Source organism: Dethiosulfovibrio peptidovorans, from assembly GCA_002748665.1.
GTDB lineage: Bacteria > Synergistota > Synergistia > Synergistales > Dethiosulfovibrionaceae > Dethiosulfovibrio > Dethiosulfovibrio peptidovorans_A.
The window spans coordinates 1-20,259 of record PDTB01000023.1 but is presented as its reverse complement, the minus strand read 5'-3'; the positions used below and the strand labels follow the sequence as shown (position 1 = coordinate 20,259).

Here is a 20,259-nt window from a genome sequence, read left to right as displayed (position 1 = left end):
CGGCGAAAGCTCAGGGCTGATCAGGTCTGTTGGCTACATCCACCCTGTAGATGAAAGCCAGAACCCGAGCCACTGCTTCGTACAGTTCCAAAGGAATTTCCTCCCCTATATCCAACGCCAAGAGGGCCGTGACTAATGCGGCATCTTCCACAATGGGGATATCGGCCTCTTTAGCTATATCCATGATGCGTTCAGCCACGGGCCCCTGCCCGGAAGCCAAAATACGAGGAGCCCTCTCCTGCTCCTGATCATACCGAAGAGCAGCGGCTTGGGGGCACTTTTCCCTGCTTTTGCTCATGCTTCCACGTCCAGTCGAAGGTACCGACGAGTTTTGACCCGTTGGCGGAGATCAACCCCAAGATATTGAAGAGAGAGCCCCAGACTCTCCAACTCTCCCTGAAGCTCGGATAGCTGATCCAGAAGAAATTTCTGTCCCTGAATGTCCTCCGCCCTGATCGCTACAGTTAGAGCTCGCCCGTCGGTTTCAATCTGCCCATCAACAGACCTCAAAGCGACGCCCTCCATGTTGAAAAACACCTGTGAAAACCGGTGGTCTCCATGGGTAGAGGGAGATGAATGAAAGCGAACCCGAGCGGGCAGAGAATCCTCGTTGGGCAGCGGCCACCACGCACCGGCCAGAGCAGCATGAGCGAAGGGCTCTCTTGGAGGTTTTGAGGCAAGAACATGAGCCCGAAGAAAACGAGCCATCTCGTCGTCTCCCTCCTTCATCTCCCGAAGAGATGTCAGGGGCTCCTGCCCCCGACGCCCTCTCTCCCTGAGCTCCCGACGAACTCTTCGCCATTGCTCGGCCACCTCACCCGGAGTCATGGCCAGGTACCATGAAAGAAGCCCCACCCGATCAGAAGAGATCCGCTCGCCTCTGGCCAGAAGCTCTATCATGGAGTCCATAGCCCTCAGGTCTCCGCCAAAGCGACGGAGTTCCCGTCGAAGACCGAGGATAAGGGAGTCAGTCAAGGGCAGCCCTTTGGCAAGCAGGAGAGCCGCCACATCCCGATCACTCTGGGGAAGCCGCCCCAAAAGAGCCGAATCCTCAACTCGAAGCCGCAGCAGCGGGACATCCCCTCTCGTGTCCCACACAGCCTGAAAATACTGTCCCTGAAACAGGGGGACCGTGGATCGAGCCGTCATGTTCTGGCCTGCTATCTGAACAATATACACGCCATCCTGAGCCGAGAGAACCCGGCCTTGAACCACAGCACCATCCGGTATGGGGCGATCGGCAAGGTTAGGCCGTCCCTGTTGCGGAAGAGGCGCTAAGGGACTTCGTCCCGTTCCTATGCCTATGTTATTGGGGTTCCCAATACCGTCGATCATGAGGGCGTTCTCCAATGAAAACTTCGACGATGGATGGCTGTCACTCCATAGAGCTCCAACGCACGCCGGTGGGCCTTGGTGCCATAGCCCTTATGCTGAGCCAGGCCATATTTTGGGTATTTTTTGTCCAATGCCACCATAAGCCCATCCCGAAGGACCTTAGCGATCACAGAAGCCGCCGATATCTGGGGGTATTTGTCGTCACCGCCAGGACAGACCTGCTGAGGAAGGTTCAAACCGGGAATTTCTTTATCTCCATCCACCAAAACCCCATCGAAAAACCGCCGAGGGAGCCTTTCTACGGCTTTTTTCATGGCCCATAAGGTCGCATAAAGGATGTTCATCCTATCAATGCGCTCCACCGAGGCAACCTGCGCTGTCCATATAACGCCGATATCCTTTATTGTACTGAAAACCGCCTCTCGACTGCGAGACGTCATTTTTTTCGAGTCTCGAAGTCCCAGGGAGCTCAAGGCACTTGCCTGTTCAGCAGTAAGGATTGCTGCTGCTGCGACAACGGGACCGGCCATAGGACCACGCCCGGCCTCATCGACCCCGGCAAATACCGGTACCGTCATTGAATAACATCCCCGGGGCGCTCCAAAGACAGGGTGCCCAGCTTCCCCGAGGAAAAGCTGTCAAGGAATCGGCGACCTGCCAGAGTACGATCCACCCGATCTCCGGGCAGAAGGCAGCCGAGACGACGCCCAAGCGCCTCCAGCGTCTCGTATGGATCATACAACGGTTTCATACCCCAGACCGTCTCCACGAGACCCCAAAACTCCTTCTCGACGAGAAAGGCGATCAGTCGAGCTGCCACCTCCTCATAGCCACCGATGACCTCGACTTTAGAGCAGCCAAGCCAGGCCAGAGTTTTTTGAATATGTTCCCCTGATCTAGGATCCAAAATCCCCGGAGAGTCCACCACCAAAAAGCCCTTGCCCTTGTACCAGGAGACGCCTTTTGTCACTCCCGGGACTCCCCCGACTGGGGCCGATTTTTTCCCAACCAGACAGTTGAGCAAGGCCGACTTGCCCACGTTAGGAATCCCTACCACCGCCAGACGAAGCTCCCTGTGAGCCGGTCGCTCCTTAGCGAGTTCCTTCCTGAGATCGTCGACAGCCCCCCGCAGCAGATTCACAGCCCAGGCACGACTCTTGCCCTGTCGATACGTGCTCACCCACGACGAGGTCACTTTCCGATCAGCCAGGTCTCTCTTTGTAAGGACTTTCCACACAGGACAGATTTGGGAAAGGACGGTGCTCAAAGGAGACGCCGTAACCTCGGGAGCCCGAGCATCACGAACCTCCAGAATCAAGTCCAGCTTTCGGGCCACATCCTCCAAGGCTCGGGTTCCCTTAGCCATATGGCCGGGGAACCAGACAGTCCGCCCCGTCATCACTCAAGAAGGCCTATCCGCTTGATGGGCCAATATCGAAAAAAAGCCGGCCCTCGGATATTTTTCCTCGGCACAAAACCCCAGAATCGGCTGTCCTGTGAGTTCGGGCGGTTATCCCCCATGGCGAAGAACGAGTCGTCCGGCACGGTCACCGGCTCCATCGTGTAGGCATCGGGAAAGGCCACATACGGCTCCTTTTGAGGTTCGCCATTGAGATAGACAGTACCCTGACGAATCTCCAGAGTATCACCAGGAAGACCGATAATCCGTTTCACGAAGTCCCTCTTGGGATCCACAGGATACTTAAAAACAAATATCTGTCCCCGCTTGGGAGGTTGAATAGCGTACCAGAACTTACACACCAACACCCGATCACCGGGAAGAAGCGTCGGTATCATGGAACCGCTGGGAATCCAGAAGGCCTGAATCACAAAGGTCCGAATGATCAATGCCAAAACGACAGCCCAGAGGACCGTCTCTATAGTCTCTCGCCACCACGGTTTTGCTACCATAACGTACAAAGACCTCCATAAAAAAGTACCCTTCTCCCACAGCTCAATGAGCATACCACTCTAGATACGGATACCCCTTGACTGGCAGAACAATCTTACCCCAAGGAGCAGCGACCATATCAGAGCGGATCTCGATAGTCATCCCGGGAGTGAGGGTTCGGTACAAGGGCTGATACATGGCCAGCATCCCAGAACCAAGACGACAAGCGTAACACTCTTGAACTTGAAATTTCTCCTTTTCAACGGGATCGAGCCACGTCAGCAAGATGAGTTTGTTGTTCGTACGTCCGACAGTCAGGAAAAAGGGTCTAGTGTACATGATGGACTGCCAATAGCGATTCGTCAACCACCGAGTGAGTCGTCTTGCTTCATATTCCGCCTCGGATCGCTGCCAGCTGTCGGAGGATAAAACGACACCCACTACCCCCATCATGCTCGAAATGACAAGTACAATACAGAGGAGCTCCATCAACGTGAACCCCCTGCCTCTTTGGATATCAGCTCGCCGCCACATGATACGCCAATCGTAGAATCCCGTGGGGAAACGGCACGTATAAATCGTCATATCTTGAGCACATATATCTGAACATGCCCTCCCCCCCTCCTTCTATGGAGCTCCTATAGTCCCTCTGCTGAGCGTTCTCGAAGCCATTGAATCAAAGGATGTCCTTGACGAATCAACCGCCCCTCGGGATCGGTAAAGGCATGACGGGTTCGGCCCTCAGCGAGAAGACGGCCCCCACAAAACAAACGGTACCGGAACGTTACCGAGTGAGGCTTGACCTGCTCCACCTGGGTATGAAGCGCCAGTTCCTCGTCATACCGGGCCGGTGATTTATAGCGGCATGAGGCCTCTACCACAGGCAGAAAAATCCCCTCTGCCTCCCAACGCGCATACGGTTTGCCCCAGTCTCTACAGAGACCTGATCGTCCCATTTCAAACCAGGTCAGGTAGGTACCATGATGGGCAATACCCATCTGATCCGTCTCAGCGTATCGAACCCGAAAGACCGTCACGTGATTCGTCATACTCCGATCTTCTTGCCTGCTCACATCGCGTCCTCCTTTTGTGTCAATTATAGCTCCATACCCCCTTGGCCTTCTCGTTTTTCTTGCTATAATACTCACTGTTCCACACAAGGTGGAGGGTTGACCGAGTGGTCGAAGGTGGCGGTCTTGAAAACCGTTGAGGCGCAAGCTTCCGTGAGTTCGAATCTCACACCCTCCGCCATTTTAGTATTAAACAAAGCACCAGGCATGGTCATTATATGGGGAAACGCATATTTCTCGCCTTTGGAGTCATCTCCTGAGTCAGGAAGGCAAAACAACCGAATGATTAAAAACGGCAATCATTATAAGATTTGGAAGCCCTTCGGTCAAATTCTAAGGAACTTGACTCAGAGTACCTGTCTTCTTGACAAGAATCAGAACCGCTTGTACAATTTCGTTGCTCATCGAAGGGTGGTTAGTTCAGAGGTAGAACGCTTCCTTGACGCGGAAGAGGTCACAGGTTCGAGTCCTGTACCACCCACCACTAATATCAAGGGTTCCGGCAGAGTTGCTGGAACCCTTTTTCGTTCTTTGATCACAGGATAATGAAATCAGGGTTGCTGTGTTATGTTCCATGTCAAAGACAACATCAAGCAGCCACGGCATTGAGAAAAAACGACAGCCAAGCAGGGTTATCTTTTTTCTCCGTCAGTTCTGGTGGGATAGTATCAAGATCTTCTCTCAGTTTTTTAATTTTTTTGAATGACTTCTATCAGTTCTGTTTTGTTTACTGGTACAACCATGTTTCTCTCTTCTTTCTGATATCTTCTGAAAATATGTTGCGAGGAGGCGGTTTTCCCCCCGATCAACTATACTATTCGCCCCAAAAGGAAAAACCCGTTTTTTTAGCTGACGCATCACATTCTTGGCTTCTTGCCGAATATATGGAGAGGGATCGTCGAGACAACGTTCGAGGTTTCTGACCATAGCTGGGGATATCTCCTCATCCGGCTTCCATGTAAACAAACCATGGGTCCGATCATAGATGTAATACCATAAACCAGCCAGGGCGTGAACACGTATGGATTCCGATTTGATAGCCAAGCATTGAAACCAAAAAGGAAGTAATCGCTTGGCACGAATGTGCCCGACGGCAAGCAGCGCGTTGGATATGGTATATTCATCATACGGATCGATCTCCTCCGTTACATAGGATATAATACGTTTCTTCGCCTTTCCACCGATCCACCAAACATGAAGCACATCAACGATTACCAACGACTGGATCGTCATAGCTGCAGAGAATCCGATGGTATGGATGCCACGCAGATATTTATCCATTCCAGGGGCCGCTTCCGGCAAAGATTGGACCTTATGGATCATTTTTTGTGAAGCGTCTTTCTTTACGAGTCTTTTATCGCTGAGCAATGGAAGAATATGGGGGATCAGCTTATGTCCTTTGGCCATACCAAACTCGGAGGTTTTTAAAAGAGCCTGGGCGATGGTAGCTGGGTTGTTCGATTGTAATGCCGTGATCGTTTCATCAAGTTCTGGATTGTAGTAGTGAGTAAAATAATGCACACAGAATGCTACAACCACGAGGCTGACAACAGCGATCCCTCTTTTCCAGTTTGTTATTTTTATTTCCATAAGCAACTTTGCCTCCCGTTGTTTGACTTACGGGCATCTCTAAAACACCTTTTTTAAGAAGAAAAGCCAACGCCCCAGGATAGGGATGTACAACACCGATCATAACTAAACATTTCAGAAGAGATGGAACCCACTGAGACCACGAGGTATCTTTGCAGAAGAAATCACCTTTCGACTCCCTTGAAAAGATGCACGATTCAGGGATTCATAGGGGTAAGCTCCCTTCTTTATCTTATGTTCAAGGTTTTAGTCCTCCAGGCGCTGTAGGAGCTGTCGGGTGACGCCGCATGAAGTTTCAGATCAGAGACACAGGCTGTCCTTCAGGCTCTTTCTCGGCATCTTCCTCGAGGCACAAGCCCCTGACGTCAAGAGCATATGGCTATTCCAGAAGAATTGAAGCCATGAGAAAAATTCCTGACTAGAGGAACGGGACTACGGAGTAGAACTCCAACGCAAGGGATACAGCGCACCCCATCACCTGGTATGACAAGCAGGAAAATCGCAATCACTCCAAACTCCGAAGTCGAGTGGGATACGTTTTCGGATTTCAGGCAACGAAGATAGACAACCTGAGAGTTCGAGCCATATGGAAGGTACGAGCCTGAAGCGCCATAGGATTGATGAACCTTACCTAATATCATCACTCGATTCCCGTACCTGATGATGAACTCAGGAGCGATCACTTGAACGGCGGTACAAGCCGTCCTGTGCAGGGAAATCGGTGGCGAGGCACGCCTATTTTTAACTCTTATTTGGTATGGTTTGTCGCTGTTCCCAGGATATGTTTTTTAATGCGGATGCGTTCAGATTTCAAAATATGAGGTGAGGTATAGGCCCCCTGATGTACTTGTATCACTATTTTAAAGGTATAATGTTTAGAGTTACGGTATGACATGTCAGGATAGGAGCTGCTTGAACCCGATCAGCGAACTCGTACAACAAAGTCACTTCTAGCCAACCTAATAAAAATATCAGGAGATGCCTATGTGGAAAATACTATTATTTTTACAAAAAAATTTGATCTGGACGATCCCTGCAATGATGATATTGGGTATTTTGTCAGGGTACTACTTTGACATGTCTTTTGTGAAAGTCTCTGTCATGCCTCTAACCTTCTTGATGGTTTATCCAATGATGGTCAACCTACAATTGGAAAAACTGTTTTCTCTTGAAGGTATGAAATGTCAGATCACAGCCCAACTTATTAATTTTGGAATTATTCCTTTTATCGCCTATTATTTGGGAATTTATTTTTTCCCAGATTCACCCATGATTATTTTAGGACTTCTTTTTGCTGCGTTGCTTCCAACCAGTGGAATGACCATATCATGGACGGGGTTTGCAAAGGGAAATATAAATGTAGCCATTAAAATGACAGTCGTGGGATTGATTTTAGGATCGATTGCGACACCGTTCTATGCGAAATTTCTAATGGGAGAAGTTATAGAGATACCAATGCAAAAAATATTTACATCGATTGCAATAGTCGTCCTTTTGCCGATGGTCTTTGGGTATTTAACAAAAAAAATAATTATAAAAAGATTCGGCAAGGAACGCTATCAAAAAAACATAAAACAAAAATTCCCTGCCCTTTCAACCCTTGGGGTACTCGGAATTGTTTATGTCGCGATGTGCTTAAAAGCAAAAAACATTGCGACGAATCCAACTGTCCTTATAGATTATTTAATACCAATATCTTTACTGTACTTAATTAACTTTTCAATTAGCACTTTTATAGGAAAAATATTTTTTAATAGAAATGACGGGATTGCTATAGTTTATGGTACTGTCATGAGAAACTTGTCAATTGCCTTGGCCATAGCAATGACAGCTTTCGCAGAAAGGGGATCCGAAATATCCATAATAATAGCAATGGCATATATCATACAGGTTCAATCTGCAGCGTGGTATGTTAAGTTTACAGATAAAATATTTGGAGAAGCTCCATAAAACAACACGTCGCATTATGACCTTATCGTATGCAATAGCTATATAAAAACTTCTCCACGTTGCAACAAGCCAAACAATACGCCACTCTCGATTTCTCAGCGGGCACCTCGCTACCCTCCCCACTTCTCCGAGAACAGCAAGAGTGTCAGACCAGAACCAGACTTTTCTTCAGGCAAATTTTGGGATTCTCCCTCAAAGGATAAATCCCTATGGCTTTCCTGTGAACAACTGCCCCAGATACAAAGAAAAAACAAAAACCAGATTGGAGCCAAATTGAACATCTTTTCAGAGCTCAGACCATGAAGGTCGGCGATAGTTCGAGCCATGGGCATGAAAGTCACGGCGTCTATGCTGCCATTAGATCGCGTACTCCAACGGAACCGATGCGCCGAGCCTCTATACACTTGCGTTGTAGGCATTAGTTTCCGAATATGTGGCACACCGTCCATCATATCTTTAGTTAGGGAAACTAAAAAAAATCAGATTCCGGTTGCACAATCAACTTCTCAAGCATCAGACGGTGAAGAGAAACCCGTCATTCACACCCCGCCTGCTTCGGATTCAATTCCTCGGCGCTGATGTAGAAACCGGATTGCGCATTGGTTCGGACAGAAAGCCCGGAGAACCAGGAAAGACTACGAGCAGAGAGAGCAAAATACGGACTGAGAGTTTCATGACGTTACCTCCACGCAGGTTCTTACCTTCCTAATATTCATTTTTCAGTTATACATTTTACAGTAAACGATGGATCCTCCTTCGAATAAAGCGATCACGGTGAAACTGTTTGTTATTTTATTTTGAGCGCTAAAGCTATGAACGCTGCTAAACAGCATAACAGAGAAACAATGGTTCCCAAGATTTTTTTCGATTCACTTCTTTTTTCCTCTTCTGGAGTTATCCGTGCAGGGTTTAGATATTTGCACTCAATATAGCGGATACAATACCCAACACCTATGGACAGACAAAAAGCTAAAAAACCTCCCCATACACCATAAAAATAAAACCCAGCAAACAAGGAAAATATTATTAAGCCACTAGTCTGTAGCATCCAATACACTCTCGACCATTTTTTTTTAACAAAAACCCTCGTCTTACATATTGGGCATTGGGTTGGCGATTTTATACCAGCCCAGAACAACTTTTTTAAACTTAAAGCCCTTTGATGACAACAGGGGCATTTTATTTTTATATTATAAAACATCAAACTAACGCCCTTTATCATGTTATTCATCTTTCAGGAAGCAAAAGCAAATATAATCTTTTATATATTAAAATCTAAATATATCTTAATTTTTATTAAAAATTCTTACAACAAAAGACTTCTATAAAAACCAAATGTCTTTCGACTAAGGGAACGCATATTATTATACAATCATATAGGCCCCCTTTCTCTTTTTAAAATTTTCTTTCTCGCAGCGGTGAACAACCACCATGGTAACGCCTCACCACTTTCCATAAAATGAACAATAGACATAAATACATCAATGACACAGGGATCATACCTTTTCTCTGTTACAGTGCAAAGTTGATCGTATAGCTCCAAAGGGCATTTCCCTATCAATTTTTTGGGATGATCAACGCCAATCAATCGAAGCCTGTCTGCAATTGCCTTTCCAACATTGGGAAGGTTTTCAAGACATGAAATTCTTTCTCTGTCTGGATTTTTCATTGCTCCCCTTCCGACTCACATTGAGCATAATTGGCCAGGACAAGCCGCAGAGTGCAGCAAGACTGTTTTCCCTGTCCGACTGTATATTTGTTTTATAGCGGAAAGCCAAGATTAGTGACGGTCGAAATGCAGTGCAGCCAATTTAGATGGGGCATATGGCTATATGCTTATTGGAAAACTTGATCAATTTTAACTTATAAATTAAGGCGATTGATATGACTCGATCATATCACCTAATAACCTAGAGATCGCCTATGACTGTGATGAGTTCAATGAAAACGACTTGTTATGTTCGTAGCCATTTATACATGACGTAGCTATCCATATACCCTAATTGAGGGTGTTTATACGCCTTGGAAATAGTGCCTATGATACTAAAGCCGAGCTTTTTCCAAAGCCGAACTGCGACCTCATTCGTAGACACAACGCTATTAAACTGCATTGCCTCAAACCCCAGCTCGATTGCTTTCTGTTGAGAATGCTCACACATACGATGAGCGATACCCTTGCCTCTAGCCTCACTTGATACCATATAGCCACAATTGCAAATATGACGACTTGGACCCATTGAATTTGGCTTAATGTAATAACTACCAAGAACCACATCATTCTCGACAAAAACATAGGTTTCGAGCGGTATTTCGCACCATAGGCTGAACGATTGCTCAAGCGTCATGTCAGAGTCAAACGTGTAGGTTTCTTGAGCCTGAATAATCTGCGAAAACATTGGCCAAAATGATTCAAAATCTGATTTTGTTATTTCTCTAATCATATAGCTTCTCCCCAAAACATAAATATAAATTCACCGCCGAGTGGAACAATTCCGGTGAAACAACTTGATTGTGTGTCAGTTTTTCATCTACGACTTTCTCCCCACGACCATATCCAACTCTCCACCAAGAGGAAAATGGTATGGGCGAGTTTCCAATCCCGAAAAACCAACCGTAGTCATCGCATTGGGAATCCGTTCTTTTGCAAGGGAGACATCTCGGGCACTCAGAGCAAAAGGGAGCCAACCCACGACCATTGCCTCGGGATTCGTTCGTTCTGCAGTCAAGCCATCGTGAATTGAGACGAAAACTCCACCTTCGTTCAGGGCGTCAAAAATCTTATGAACCACGCTCTCAAGATTAGGACCTGCAAAATTGAGCGTTCCCTTTGCAAGGATTAGATCATAGCCTGAACCGATAGAATCTATAAGGTAATCTCCTGCAAGAACACTCATCCGCCCTTCCATGCCGTATTCACAGATATTATCTTTCGCGGCCTGCACAGCTGCCGCTTTGTCAAAAACAACGCCATTCATTGATCGATGCATCTTTACTGTAGCAATGGCATCAAGTCCGTGCCCTCCCCCCAGATCGAGCATCTTCGTAAAATCTTTAAATTCGGGCAATTCGGCTATGGTTTTAGCTACGGCCTGAGACGGTCCGCTTCGAGCAAAATTGCTCATGAGCATGGTCGTGTTGTACTGGGCCTTTACATCCATTTCCCCATTCTCATGAGAAGCAGGACCGTTGAGGACGGCGGTCTTCATATCGTCAGTATTCTTGAACAGAAACATCTCGTTGAATCTAAGGAAGCCTCCAAGAGAGGTTTCCTTACCCTCCACAAGAAATGCATCACTCAGTTCCGTGTTACGGAAGGCCCCATCTTTCTTCACAAGCAGTCCAATTGATGCAAGTGCATTAAGAAACAGTTCTGTATTCCCCGGATGTGTGCCGATCGATCTGGCCACATCATTGGAAGTTGTTGGTTCGACAGTATAATTGAATATCTTCAGATCCACTGCGGTCATGAGCATCTGCCCTTTGACAACACCATATTGGAAATCAAAGAGCTTATCAGGAACAATTATCATATCTGGCAAATTTTTCATAATCGACTCCTTTCAATGTTCTGCTTTTATGAGCATATTAGAACGAATACTAAGTTATCAGGACAAAGAGTACTCTTGCTCTATCAGTCCGCTTCAACATCAAGAATATCTGTTTATTACAGAACTTATGTAAATATCTTTCTTGAACATAACATGATCAAATCGTGTATCCTGGTTCTTGTTATACAGAGGACCTCTAATACCCAAGCCCAAAGCAACAGTGGAAGCTGTCAAAAAAAGAACCACAAAAGAACCGTTGAGCTGTTATTTTTGCTCTTTTCAGTGAGTGCTGGACGGTATTTTTACACAAGAAATAATGCACCCGACTTCATCCATTAGGTATGAGTATCGAGTGATATTATTGGTCAGATCTCTCAAACCGATACTACATGGTTTTCAAGTTTGAAAGCATCTAAAAGTATAATTTTTTTGTATCTTCTTTTCCTGCGATCATTGGATATCCCAACAAAGCCAAACCTTAAAAAATTCACCACAAAGACCTTCTCTAACACTACCGAACGAATAATCTCACTGGCAGAGATGAAGCAAGGTACAACCTCCGCCCAGCGCAGCAATTTTATTAAAAATACTATTGCTTTTTAAATCCTCTGAGGCCTTTATAAAAAGCAACATCATCAGAAACCTCGTCTTGCCAACCAGATATCACATTTTCCCTCGCATCAAAGCGTCGTATGTATGGTTTTATATCAAGTAAAGGAGTTTCGTCCAAGATATCGACCTCTTCTATGTAAAGAACGTTGCATTCAATAGAATTTAGTTTAACGAGACTCATGCCAATTTTATTAGGACGATGCGGGGCTCGTGTTGCAAAAATTCCGTGCGTTTGTTCTGATAGATATGGCTTTACATGCAGAGAGGTTTGCTCTAATTTATGAAAATAATAAAATAAATAGATATGGGAAAATCCATTCAAATCCATCAATCCTTCGGCAAATTCAGGATTGACTATGACGGTGCCCTTGATGCCCTGAGAAAACACCGGTTGTATTGGGATTTCAGAGAGTTTTTTGTGTGAGGAACGAATTATGCCAATCGGCCGAAAAACGAAGTCTTTTTTATTCATACATACTCCTCCTTTCCAATTACACTTCTAACGAAAAATCCACCGACCGAGGCCGCTTAGAATGCCTGGTCAGATATATTTTTATTCGTTAAATCTACTCTCGTAAAGGCTATAAAACCGTGGAAGGATATTTGAGAAAAAAGGATTACTAACATGTATAAATGCAAAGAACTGTCCATTGACATAGGATCTGCCTTTATACTCTGACCCCCATATTTCAAAGTAATTTTCTTTTTTATATTATAATGACTTTGTATTTATAGTCAGATTGAGCTTCGAGGGGCATATGCGTAAACACTTTTCCCTTCCACTCTTTTACTGCATTCTCATTTGAGCCACAATCATAAACAGAAAACTCAATCTATGAGGCGTCTATCTTAAATATAAAGCAAAGCATAGAATCACTAATAGGATGTAATGTAGCTGTCCAATGAGGCTTCCAAACTCCCATATACTTATTAAAAATGGAGATCCGTAGCACTTTCATTGTTTTGCTTTCGTCTACCGCAGAGTTAAGCAACAAGAACAACGAGTCCGATAAAACGACTTGTTGGGCATATCTACTTATCTTCAACGATATAATTTTTTACAGAGGAGAAGATGTTTTTTCTAAACGGAACTACCTGTCGTCTTTTCTAACCTCGATGCTACTGAAGAAAAAACCAATCCTTGTCCCGTACTGAAGAAAAAACCAATCCTTGTCCCGTGTTGAATATAGGCGCAATCTGCGTACTCTGGAAATAATAGCGGATGTGCGGCTCCAATACATTGTCAGCATTTCCACAAATCCCCAGAACATGGCCTTTTTTGACTTTACACCCGACTTCGACTCGAACGCTGTTTTGTTTGAGGCCTTCAATTACAGACACTTCATTTCTTCGGTGTGGGGCAATAACGGTTTTGCCCAGTGCAGAATATGAATTCATTGAACTTGGAGTATTATCATGGACACTTTGCATCACGTCTGTCACAATTTCATCATCTTGAAAGGTGCGACGGCCTTCAGGCCTATTGCTCGCCTTTTTTAAGGCGGCTCACTAGCTTTTTCCCAGCAGTAAGGGTTTTATCTTTATTCTTATTGAGGTTGCCTGCAGCAATTGTTATGTAATAATTCTCTGCTAAAACATGTAAGCCAGGGGGTGCAAAAAATGCATAGTCTCCTATGCCCTTAACCACCTCATGATCTGGAAACCCTTCTTTTATTGCTGAAAAACACTCTTTGGCTTTTTCCCCTTGAACAATGCTTATTTGTAGCATAGAAAACGAATTGACGTTGCTTGCCTCGTAAAGACATCTTCTCGTTCCTGTTACTTTTTGTTCCTGTTACTTTTTGTTCCTCTAACTTTCCTTCGTTCATTTTTTCGCCCATAATCTCATCGATTTCTTCATGCGTGAGTAAATTGCAAGGGTTGATTGTCGTTAACAATTTCGCAGAAGTTACAACTGAACTGAATAAGACAAAAAACAAAGAAAGCTTAAAAATTTTAAAAAATTTTTTCTAATCATGACCTTTTCCTTTATCTTTTTTGTACAAAACTGAGCATAATCGGCTAGCGAAAGACGCAGAGGGAAGCAATTCGCGGACTTTACACGCATAAATTCATGCGGTTGCTAACAATTTGATTATGATTTATTTTTTTCGTACTTTTGTAACTAAATAATAGCCAATATTTACATATATTTTAAATACTAATAATCAAGCAGCTTTGATTTTTGTCCTCGTTGTAAAAAACTCAGTTATTATTAAAAGACTTAATTCTGATATGCACCATGGAGCAAATACCAAGCATATCTGTGATTGTTGATATGATTTTCAAACCTATAGGGATTCCTTTTTTCATATTCCGAGACATAGGAAACGCATCTATCACCTTGATTCGCTCATCCCATTCTTCCAGGCTCTTCGCGCATCTTAGTCCCCAGCCCCCCTCCAGAGACATGCCCATGCCGCCTTTTTTTAATACAGCTTTTTTCGCAAATTTTATTCCCATGGGAGAGAGGGAATCAAAATACAACTCACAGGCTTTGAAAGAATCTGCCACGGCAACAAAGAATTCTTTCATTTGCGACTCCTCAAAATAACAGAATACACCGCCTGCCAGAAACAACAGCCCATCCCGGACGTTTATCTTGTCAAACCACTGGTCTGTTTCCAGAAACGAAGAAGCAATACTCTGGTGCCGGTCACTCTCTTCATAAAAGTGTTTCCTGAGCGCGATCACATTAGGTAAATCCAGTTCGTAAAATAGAATTTTACCGTTATCAATTCGGCTGAAAGTGGTATCGAGACCACAGCCGATATTTACGATAGTAGCTTCGGGGTGTTTTTTGATAAATTGACGGGCCATTTTATCCGTATGCAGACTACGGGCAACCCAGCCGTGCTGAGACATGCTTTGCGTTTTTTCAATTTCAGAAAAATCGTAATCAATAACCTTGATGATTTCTACTGCTTTTTTGTCAAGTAAACGAGGGTTTTCCTTTTGTGTTTCATAGGCTCTGCCCCATAAAGGCAACACAAGGGTTTCTTCAATACTACCTTTTTTGATACTGATTTTTTGTTCCATATCGAACCTCCTTCGCTAACAGTAAATACTGGCTATTATGTTCTGTTGCTGTCAACATAGCCGATAAGAATGGCCCAGATCGCTGAAAATACCACCGCCATGTTGACATCTTGAGATCCTGCACACGATAAGCACTACGGCAGGAGAATCGAGCTATCGTTACCCCGTCGTTAACTTCTCAACGCTGAACCTCGACATCATCGAAGGGCATAATTTCATCAGAGTTAATTTGAATCTTTTTTACATCCTCGGGCGGAGCTGGAAACTTATACCACACTATCTTTGAGTCTTTTGAAGACTCCAGGTAAATACGGGAGCCACCACCTCGAAGATTTTGAGGGCCCGAAAGCCAATTGCCTTTTTCGTCTTTCAACACGTGATATTTTTTGTTGTTGGCAAGATAATGAACCGCCTCGATATCAAAATCGACACTTACACTTTTTTCTGTCGTAGAACGAACCAAAAATGCTACGGATAAAACATTATCCGAGACCTTACAACGAATTAGATCAACCTCTATTCCATCAGGCCCATACTGCGTTTGCAATACCGGTGGGGCAGCTTTCGCCAAGCTGCTTATCGCCAGAAAAACAATCATTACCGTCAAGAAGAATAACTTTCGTGCGTGGTTACTACGTTTCATAACGTACCTCCTGTATGTTAATATATTTGTGATAAAACATTACCTATTACCACAGTGTAACCGCCCCTTGCTGTATTCAGCATACCGTCTTTGAGAACAAAACTTATATCAATCTCAAATGCCCAGTGTCAATGGTCATCGTGTTTTATCATAGAAAAATTTTAAAACCATCTTTATTTTTTCATTAAAACATACTTATCGCCAATTTTACTAATAAAGTAAAATTTATTTTTTATAAAAAATAACGAACGCTCGCCTGCAAGCACAACAATACTAAAACGTTAACCGTTCTCTTCAACCTGAATGATAATATCCCCCCCCCGATGGTTTGAGGCTCACCCCTCGGAGTTATCGGAACCATCGCGGGGTTGGCATTGCCAGCAACAGGCTGGCTCTCATCCTTCCCCTCGATTTGATATATAGCCTGTGCTCCGCCTTTAGTCAGTAATCATACTCTGACGGACTCCACTAATGTTCACAGGGCCCTTTGTCTTTTCTTGATAATTAGGGCTACTTTTTTCAAGATATTTGTAGCTGCCGCCAACAGCTAAATAAACAACCCGCCTCCTCTATCTCGCCACCGAGATCGCTAATCGCCTAATTAGCGTCAACCACAATGCTCTGGACGCCCCCCACCACCCCCTCAATGTCGCGGATATCGGCAATGATTTCCACTGCCCCACGACCAGGCCCCAACGCTTTCACCAGTGCTTGGTCTGCCGAGGTAACATCCGCATCCTTTGGGATTTCATATGATGCTTCATTCGCAAAAGCCCTCACAAAAGGAGTTGTCAGCAAAAAAAACATCAACACCAATACGACTTGAAAAGAGATACTTTTATTTCCAGTATTCATAACAACCTTCTCCTTTTTGAAAACGTCAAAACATCAGAGTGCTAAATTAAATATTTATATTATTCAAGAAGTTACTAATAAAAATAATTTAATAAATAATCCAGCCATACCATTCCTCCTCAATCCAATAGTCTAATGTAAGAGTTCTAAGCATATTTTTCTCCACAGGTTCTTTCGTATGTTTTCTTAGTATCAAGATGTTTCGCATCCATCAACGACACTTCCTTCTATTCTCCCCAAACACCCGGCAAAATGTAGACAACAATATTTATCGGGAATATGGTATTCTTTTTAACGGAAAGAAGATTTGCAATTGTCAATGCTCTTTGAGGATCCAAAAGAGCTCTGCTTTGTAGATCATCTTAATACATCTGCTGTATGTGATTATGAATTTGTATTCTGACATATATTGAATAACACTGAATAATAAAACATTGATTTCCAATGACATTGATAGCACAAAAGTGTCAAATTTTATTTTTATTCACCAGAAAAATAATAACCACCAGTACCTTTATCATGCTCAGCGGATACAAATAAAAAAGCAGCCCAGAACCGTATACCCAGCATAACCCCCTCTGTACCAATCAAATCAGCATTGCAATAATTATAAAAATTATCTTTATAATGGAGATCAGAAATAATCAATAACAGGTATTAACCAGAACTCTTTACTAGCCCCCACTAATAAATATTGATTATTATTTATTAGTATAATCGGAGCAAAAGTCCGAATTTTTTGCGGAATAATTTTACTAGATAATTCATCATCACTTAGATATTCAATTCTTCCAATCCCCCTTCCTCTCTTATCCTCAGTACCTATTATAATTTTCAAATTGTCAGTTATAATAGAATCTCTAACCCATCGTAGTTTTGTTGATGTGATTTTATGACTATCTAAAAAACCTAGCTGCCATGAATGCAGCTTTCCATTTCTTAAGATGGCAAATAGTTTCTTGTCATCATCGGTGAACGCAAGTGATTGTACCCAGTTTTTTGAATCAGAAATGATTTCCTCTCCAGCGGAAGATAACAAAATTTTGTATCTATTCCGTATTTTGTCAAGATAGGATGAATTATCTTTCAATATATCAACATTCCAAAGACACACACCATTCGTGGTCCCTGCTGCTATATAACCACCCTTCCTGCTTATAGCCAAGGAGTGAATGTTTTGGGAGCACTGGTACTCTTCTTTATAGAATTTTTTATTGTATGTATCAAATATTTTGAGCTTTTTCCCAGCTGCGAGAACTAAGTTATTGCTATTCAGGTAAAATTTCTCAGGACCATAGGTTTCAGGTAATGATGCAATCTGATCCCCAGTAGCAGGATTCCATAGTTTTGTTTCTTTTTCAAAATAGCTGCTGCTGGCAACAATATTTTCATTTTTTGATGACGATATATGGCTGACTCTTAGTTCATGAGCCTTAACAGTCTTTTTTTTGTTATTTTTTATATTATAAAACTCAATTATACCTTTTTCATAACCAACAGAAAAAAAGTGATTGTCAGTATTTAAATCAAATACGGTGGTTCTATCTCCTTCTATAAAATTAACTTTTAGCTGTTTAAAATAATCAGATTGTGGCTTCTCTATATTTTTATATTTAAAAAATAATAAAATAAACGTTGCCACAATCATCAAGAACAGCAAGAAATTTCTTTTAATAGTCTTGTTCATTCGAAGGCGTTTTATGAAAATTTATAATATTAAGATATATTGAACATGTAACATAATATCTTTTCCAGAAGAAGGAATCTTTAAAAAAACTCTCACTATGTTTTCCTGTCATCCTCCACCTCACAAAAATTTTGTCTTTGTCAACAAGGCAGCCTTTTGATCTAACTCGTGTAAAGTGCCATCAAATCCTTAATTTAAGGCAGCTAGTACTCCCTGCAATTCTTCAAGACCATTTTGTTTATCTTGAACATCATGGTCAATAAATCCATTACTTATGAGCTAACTAAGTTTTCTCCTGACGCAGATTTCAGAGGCGGCGTGGTTTCAACCCTGCATTTTGATTAAAAAATTGGCTGCCAATTCAACGATAAACCTCGAAATACCGCAAGCCTCATGCTGTTTCTTGAAGCGACTTCTTATACTTAGCATATGTAGACGACCATACCCAAATTACTTTTGACACAATTAGCTATAAAATTCTTAAGAATACTATAGTATTCAATAATATACTCTAAGCCTTCATCACCATCTCTACTCCAAATATTTGGATATATGTTTAATTTATCCATTTCCTTTGGATCATAGTTCGCTGCTACTTCCGCTTCTGATATATTGGATAAGTGAGAATGTATTTCTTTTACAGTCTCACTATTGAATAAACGAGCGGGGCCATACCCCACGTTAATATTTCCGGCTGTTTCTCCACCCAATGTAATGAAATCCATTGGGGCGTCAGCTTCATAAGCAGTTTTGTTCAGACAGTAGTGGATTCCCTGCCAAGACTTGTCTAAATCATCATCAATGTTCTCCCCTTCAATGAAACTTAGATTTGGAATTTCGATATCTGTTGATGTTTTCTTTCCGAAAAGCTTAGATAGGAATCCAACTTGGTTGATTTTTTTTACAGCTTCTTCGTAGATACCGGGAACATCGGAAGCAATTAGCCTCCAGATAAGTTCAGGTCGATTTAGTATTTTTTTAATATTTTCATCTGACACGCTATGAAGCGCTAAACACATTCCCATAGTTTAACTCCTTGTACAATTCACTTGATCATTTACACATAACGCTGAGCTAACCGACGAGTGGAATGAGTCCGGTGTAACGACTTGTTAAGTAAATATTTATTGATCTACTATAAAAATAACAGTCTGATTGTGTTCAGAGACTTTTTTGAAAAAGCCCCTTAATTCTAAAAAATAGGACCATGTGTATTCAAAATCATTCTCATCCAGCGGCCCATCATATTGAGACCATGAGAACCAAAAAAATTTCTTTTTAAGATTATAGAATTTAGATGAAAACCAATCTTTTTCGATACCTTTAATAGCTTTAAAAACTTCCCTTACTTCATCTGTATCCTTGAATGATATTATATAATCGTTACCTTTATAGAGTTGCTTGCCACCAAGTATCATTTTTTCTTTAGTATCATTGTTTTTACACTTTAAAGTTCCATCAGTTAGACACCTATGGATAGCATCCCAAGCTTTATCAGACGCAACCAAGTTTTCTTCATCCCATCTTGCTTCAATATCTTTTTGGACAAAATCAAGAACTTCACGATCATTTTTCGCTGCCATCAATCGTTCAACATCTTCATTTCTCAATGAGAAATGCATTCCTCTGCAAGACATATAGTTCTCCTTTTCCTCTTAACGTAGAGTTATGCACAATCATTTCATTGCCTTTGAATGATACTGGACTCAAATTCTTCGTTTTTACCCCTGACGATTATTATGCCAAAGTCCCAATCTTTATCAGGTATAAAGTCAATTGATGCTCTATATATAATTTGACCTTCCTGAGTCTGTTCTCCATTTGACAACAAGACACCTTCCCCCCAAACCTGAGAAGTTGGATCAGCATCTTTCTTTATTTTAGCTTTACTTTTACCACTTTCCAAAACACCCGGCAAAGCATGGACAACAATATTTATCGGGGATGTAGTATTTTTTTTAACGACAAGAGGGTCTACAATTGTCAATGGTCTCTGAGGATCCAGACGAGGCCTGCTTTGAGGATCATCTTTATACATT

23 protein-coding genes and 2 tRNA genes are annotated in these 20,259 nt (G+C 42.8%); 3 read left to right on the top strand and 22 right to left on the bottom strand.

All coding sequences use genetic code 11. The features are described from left to right. Nucleotides 1–10: 10 nt before the first annotated feature. From CSA35_06805 to CSA35_06775, 7 genes are all read right to left on the bottom strand, one after another. On the bottom strand, nucleotides 11–298 hold the full coding sequence (locus CSA35_06805; GenBank protein PIE54245.1) for a flagellar biosynthesis: 288 nt from the start codon (nucleotides 296–298) through the stop codon (nucleotides 11–13). After that, on the bottom strand, nucleotides 295–1,335 hold the full coding sequence (locus CSA35_06800; GenBank protein ID PIE54244.1) for a hypothetical protein: 1,041 nt from the start codon (nucleotides 1,333–1,335) through the stop codon (nucleotides 295–297). Before CSA35_06800 ends, CSA35_06805 begins: the two co-directional genes overlap by 4 nt. Continuing rightward, entirely contained in the window at nucleotides 1,332–1,913 is a 582-nt protein-coding gene (locus CSA35_06795) for a ribonuclease HII (GenBank protein PIE54243.1), read from the bottom strand. Before CSA35_06795 ends, CSA35_06800 begins: the two co-directional genes overlap by 4 nt. Beyond that, nucleotides 1,910–2,734 (bottom strand): ribosome biogenesis GTP-binding protein, encoded by an 825-nt coding sequence (locus tag CSA35_06790; protein ID PIE54308.1) that lies wholly within the window; start codon nucleotides 2,732–2,734, stop codon nucleotides 1,910–1,912. The genes CSA35_06795 and CSA35_06790 overlap by 4 nt, the downstream gene beginning before the upstream one ends. Further along, complete coding sequence (lepB, locus tag CSA35_06785; protein PIE54307.1) at nucleotides 2,734–3,246, bottom strand: signal peptidase I; 513 nt, start codon at nucleotides 3,244–3,246, stop codon at nucleotides 2,734–2,736. The genes CSA35_06790 and lepB overlap by 1 nt, the downstream gene beginning before the upstream one ends. 43 nt (nucleotides 3,247–3,289) lie before the next feature. Beyond that, nucleotides 3,290–3,715, bottom strand: a complete 426-nt coding sequence (locus CSA35_06780; protein PIE54242.1) for a hypothetical protein — start codon at nucleotides 3,713–3,715, stop codon at nucleotides 3,290–3,292. A gap of 149 nt (nucleotides 3,716–3,864) precedes the next feature. Next, complete coding sequence (locus CSA35_06775; GenBank protein ID PIE54306.1) at nucleotides 3,865–4,275, bottom strand: acyl-CoA thioester hydrolase; 411 nt, start codon at nucleotides 4,273–4,275, stop codon at nucleotides 3,865–3,867. 114 nt (nucleotides 4,276–4,389) lie between these two features. Here CSA35_06775 and CSA35_06770 point away from each other — a divergent pair. Together CSA35_06770 and CSA35_06765 are read left to right on the top strand one after the other, a co-directional pair. Beyond that, nucleotides 4,390–4,477: transfer RNA gene (locus CSA35_06770), tRNA-Ser, on the top strand. Nucleotides 4,478–4,705: 228 nt separating this feature from the next. Then, a tRNA-Val gene (locus CSA35_06765) sits at nucleotides 4,706–4,780 on the top strand. Nucleotides 4,781–4,977: 197 nt separating this feature from the next. Here CSA35_06765 and CSA35_06760 read toward each other — a convergent pair. After that, nucleotides 4,978–5,886 carry a hypothetical protein gene (locus CSA35_06760; protein PIE54241.1) on the bottom strand — a complete coding sequence of 303 codons (909 nt, stop codon included), beginning with the start codon at nucleotides 5,884–5,886 and terminating at the stop codon, nucleotides 4,978–4,980. A 984-nt stretch (nucleotides 5,887–6,870) separates the two neighbouring features. Here CSA35_06760 and CSA35_06755 point away from each other — a divergent pair. Further along, nucleotides 6,871–7,836, top strand: a complete 966-nt coding sequence (locus tag CSA35_06755) for an arsenite transporter (protein ID PIE54240.1) — start codon at nucleotides 6,871–6,873, stop codon at nucleotides 7,834–7,836. A gap of 110 nt (nucleotides 7,837–7,946) precedes the next feature. On the opposite strand, the gene CSA35_06750 is transcribed toward CSA35_06755, so the two are convergent. The 14 genes from CSA35_06750 to CSA35_06685 form a co-directional block, all read right to left on the bottom strand. After that, a complete protein-coding gene (locus tag CSA35_06750) occupies nucleotides 7,947–8,177 on the bottom strand; it encodes a hypothetical protein (protein ID PIE54239.1) in 231 nt (76 codons plus the stop codon). Nucleotides 8,178–9,208: 1,031 nt separating this feature from the next. Continuing rightward, complete coding sequence (locus CSA35_06745; protein PIE54238.1) at nucleotides 9,209–9,505, bottom strand: mitomycin resistance protein; 297 nt, start codon at nucleotides 9,503–9,505, stop codon at nucleotides 9,209–9,211. Nucleotides 9,506–9,791: 286 nt separating this feature from the next. Beyond that, the gene (locus tag CSA35_06740; protein ID PIE54237.1) at nucleotides 9,792–10,277 is read right to left on the bottom strand and encodes a GNAT family N-acetyltransferase; all 486 of its coding nucleotides are present in this window, start codon (nucleotides 10,275–10,277) and stop codon (nucleotides 9,792–9,794) included. 87 nt (nucleotides 10,278–10,364) lie between these two features. Then, on the bottom strand, nucleotides 10,365–11,384 hold the full coding sequence (locus CSA35_06735) for a methyltransferase type 12 (protein PIE54236.1): 1,020 nt from the start codon (nucleotides 11,382–11,384) through the stop codon (nucleotides 10,365–10,367). Between the two features lie 589 nt (nucleotides 11,385–11,973). Continuing rightward, nucleotides 11,974–12,468, bottom strand: a complete 495-nt coding sequence (tsaA, locus tag CSA35_06730) for a tRNA (N6-threonylcarbamoyladenosine(37)-N6)-methyltransferase TrmO (protein PIE54235.1) — start codon at nucleotides 12,466–12,468, stop codon at nucleotides 11,974–11,976. Nucleotides 12,469–13,115: 647 nt separating this feature from the next. Beyond that, nucleotides 13,116–13,439, bottom strand: a complete 324-nt coding sequence (locus tag CSA35_06725) for a hypothetical protein (GenBank protein ID PIE54234.1) — start codon at nucleotides 13,437–13,439, stop codon at nucleotides 13,116–13,118. A gap of 37 nt (nucleotides 13,440–13,476) precedes the next feature. Beyond that, nucleotides 13,477–13,725, bottom strand: coding sequence for a hypothetical protein (locus CSA35_06720; GenBank protein PIE54233.1), 249 nt, complete (start codon nucleotides 13,723–13,725; stop codon nucleotides 13,477–13,479). A 476-nt stretch (nucleotides 13,726–14,201) separates the two neighbouring features. Then, entirely contained in the window at nucleotides 14,202–15,035 is an 834-nt protein-coding gene (locus CSA35_06715; GenBank protein PIE54232.1) for a polyketide biosynthesis methyltransferase, read from the bottom strand. 178 nt (nucleotides 15,036–15,213) lie between these two features. Then, complete coding sequence (locus tag CSA35_06710; GenBank protein PIE54231.1) at nucleotides 15,214–15,678, bottom strand: hypothetical protein; 465 nt, start codon at nucleotides 15,676–15,678, stop codon at nucleotides 15,214–15,216. A gap of 597 nt (nucleotides 15,679–16,275) precedes the next feature. Then, complete coding sequence (locus CSA35_06705) at nucleotides 16,276–16,533, bottom strand: hypothetical protein (protein PIE54230.1); 258 nt, start codon at nucleotides 16,531–16,533, stop codon at nucleotides 16,276–16,278. A gap of 634 nt (nucleotides 16,534–17,167) precedes the next feature. Next, nucleotides 17,168–18,220 (bottom strand): hypothetical protein, encoded by a 1,053-nt coding sequence (locus CSA35_06700; protein PIE54229.1) that lies wholly within the window; start codon nucleotides 18,218–18,220, stop codon nucleotides 17,168–17,170. Between the two features lie 422 nt (nucleotides 18,221–18,642). Then, nucleotides 18,643–19,245 (bottom strand): hypothetical protein, encoded by a 603-nt coding sequence (locus CSA35_06695; GenBank protein PIE54228.1) that lies wholly within the window; start codon nucleotides 19,243–19,245, stop codon nucleotides 18,643–18,645. 99 nt (nucleotides 19,246–19,344) lie between these two features. Further along, nucleotides 19,345–19,857 carry a hypothetical protein gene (locus tag CSA35_06690; protein ID PIE54227.1) on the bottom strand — a complete coding sequence of 171 codons (513 nt, stop codon included), beginning with the start codon at nucleotides 19,855–19,857 and terminating at the stop codon, nucleotides 19,345–19,347. A gap of 44 nt (nucleotides 19,858–19,901) precedes the next feature. Continuing rightward, nucleotides 19,902–20,259, bottom strand: a 358-nt coding sequence (locus CSA35_06685) for a hypothetical protein (GenBank protein PIE54226.1), incomplete at its 5' end; no start/stop codon positions are given.

Bases quoted from the DNA above. Each gene is read 5' to 3' on its own strand.
- CSA35_06805 (PIE54245.1), bottom strand. From the start codon at position 298: ATGAGCAAAAGCAGGGAAAAGTGCCCCCAAGCCGCTGCTCTTCGGTAT.
- CSA35_06800 (PIE54244.1), bottom strand. From the start codon at position 1,335: ATGATCGACGGTATTGGGAACCCCAATAACATAGGCATAGGAACGGGA.
- CSA35_06795 (PIE54243.1), bottom strand. From the start codon at position 1,913: ATGACGGTACCGGTATTTGCCGGGGTCGATGAGGCCGGGCGTGGTCCT.
- CSA35_06790 (PIE54308.1), bottom strand. From the start codon at position 2,734: ATGACGGGGCGGACTGTCTGGTTCCCCGGCCATATGGCTAAGGGAACC.
- lepB (PIE54307.1), bottom strand. From the start codon at position 3,246: ATGGTAGCAAAACCGTGGTGGCGAGAGACTATAGAGACGGTCCTCTGG.
- CSA35_06780 (PIE54242.1), bottom strand. From the start codon at position 3,715: ATGGAGCTCCTCTGTATTGTACTTGTCATTTCGAGCATGATGGGGGTA.
- CSA35_06775 (PIE54306.1), bottom strand. From the start codon at position 4,275: ATGACGAATCACGTGACGGTCTTTCGGGTTCGATACGCTGAGACGGAT.
- CSA35_06760 (PIE54241.1), bottom strand. From the start codon at position 5,886: ATGGAAATAAAAATAACAAACTGGAAAAGAGGGATCGCTGTTGTCAGC.
- CSA35_06755 (PIE54240.1), top strand. From the start codon at position 6,871: ATGTGGAAAATACTATTATTTTTACAAAAAAATTTGATCTGGACGATC.
- CSA35_06745 (PIE54238.1), bottom strand. From the start codon at position 9,505: ATGAAAAATCCAGACAGAGAAAGAATTTCATGTCTTGAAAACCTTCCC.
- CSA35_06740 (PIE54237.1), bottom strand. From the start codon at position 10,277: ATGATTAGAGAAATAACAAAATCAGATTTTGAATCATTTTGGCCAATG.
- CSA35_06735 (PIE54236.1), bottom strand. From the start codon at position 11,384: ATGAAAAATTTGCCAGATATGATAATTGTTCCTGATAAGCTCTTTGAT.
- tsaA (PIE54235.1), bottom strand. From the start codon at position 12,468: ATGAATAAAAAAGACTTCGTTTTTCGGCCGATTGGCATAATTCGTTCC.
- CSA35_06720 (PIE54233.1), bottom strand. From the start codon at position 13,725: ATGCTACAAATAAGCATTGTTCAAGGGGAAAAAGCCAAAGAGTGTTTT.
- CSA35_06715 (PIE54232.1), bottom strand. From the start codon at position 15,035: ATGGAACAAAAAATCAGTATCAAAAAAGGTAGTATTGAAGAAACCCTT.
- CSA35_06710 (PIE54231.1), bottom strand. From the start codon at position 15,678: ATGAAACGTAGTAACCACGCACGAAAGTTATTCTTCTTGACGGTAATG.
- CSA35_06705 (PIE54230.1), bottom strand. From the start codon at position 16,533: ATGAATACTGGAAATAAAAGTATCTCTTTTCAAGTCGTATTGGTGTTG.
- CSA35_06700 (PIE54229.1), bottom strand. From the start codon at position 18,220: ATGAACAAGACTATTAAAAGAAATTTCTTGCTGTTCTTGATGATTGTG.
- CSA35_06695 (PIE54228.1), bottom strand. From the start codon at position 19,245: ATGGGAATGTGTTTAGCGCTTCATAGCGTGTCAGATGAAAATATTAAA.
- CSA35_06690 (PIE54227.1), bottom strand. From the start codon at position 19,857: ATGTCTTGCAGAGGAATGCATTTCTCATTGAGAAATGAAGATGTTGAA.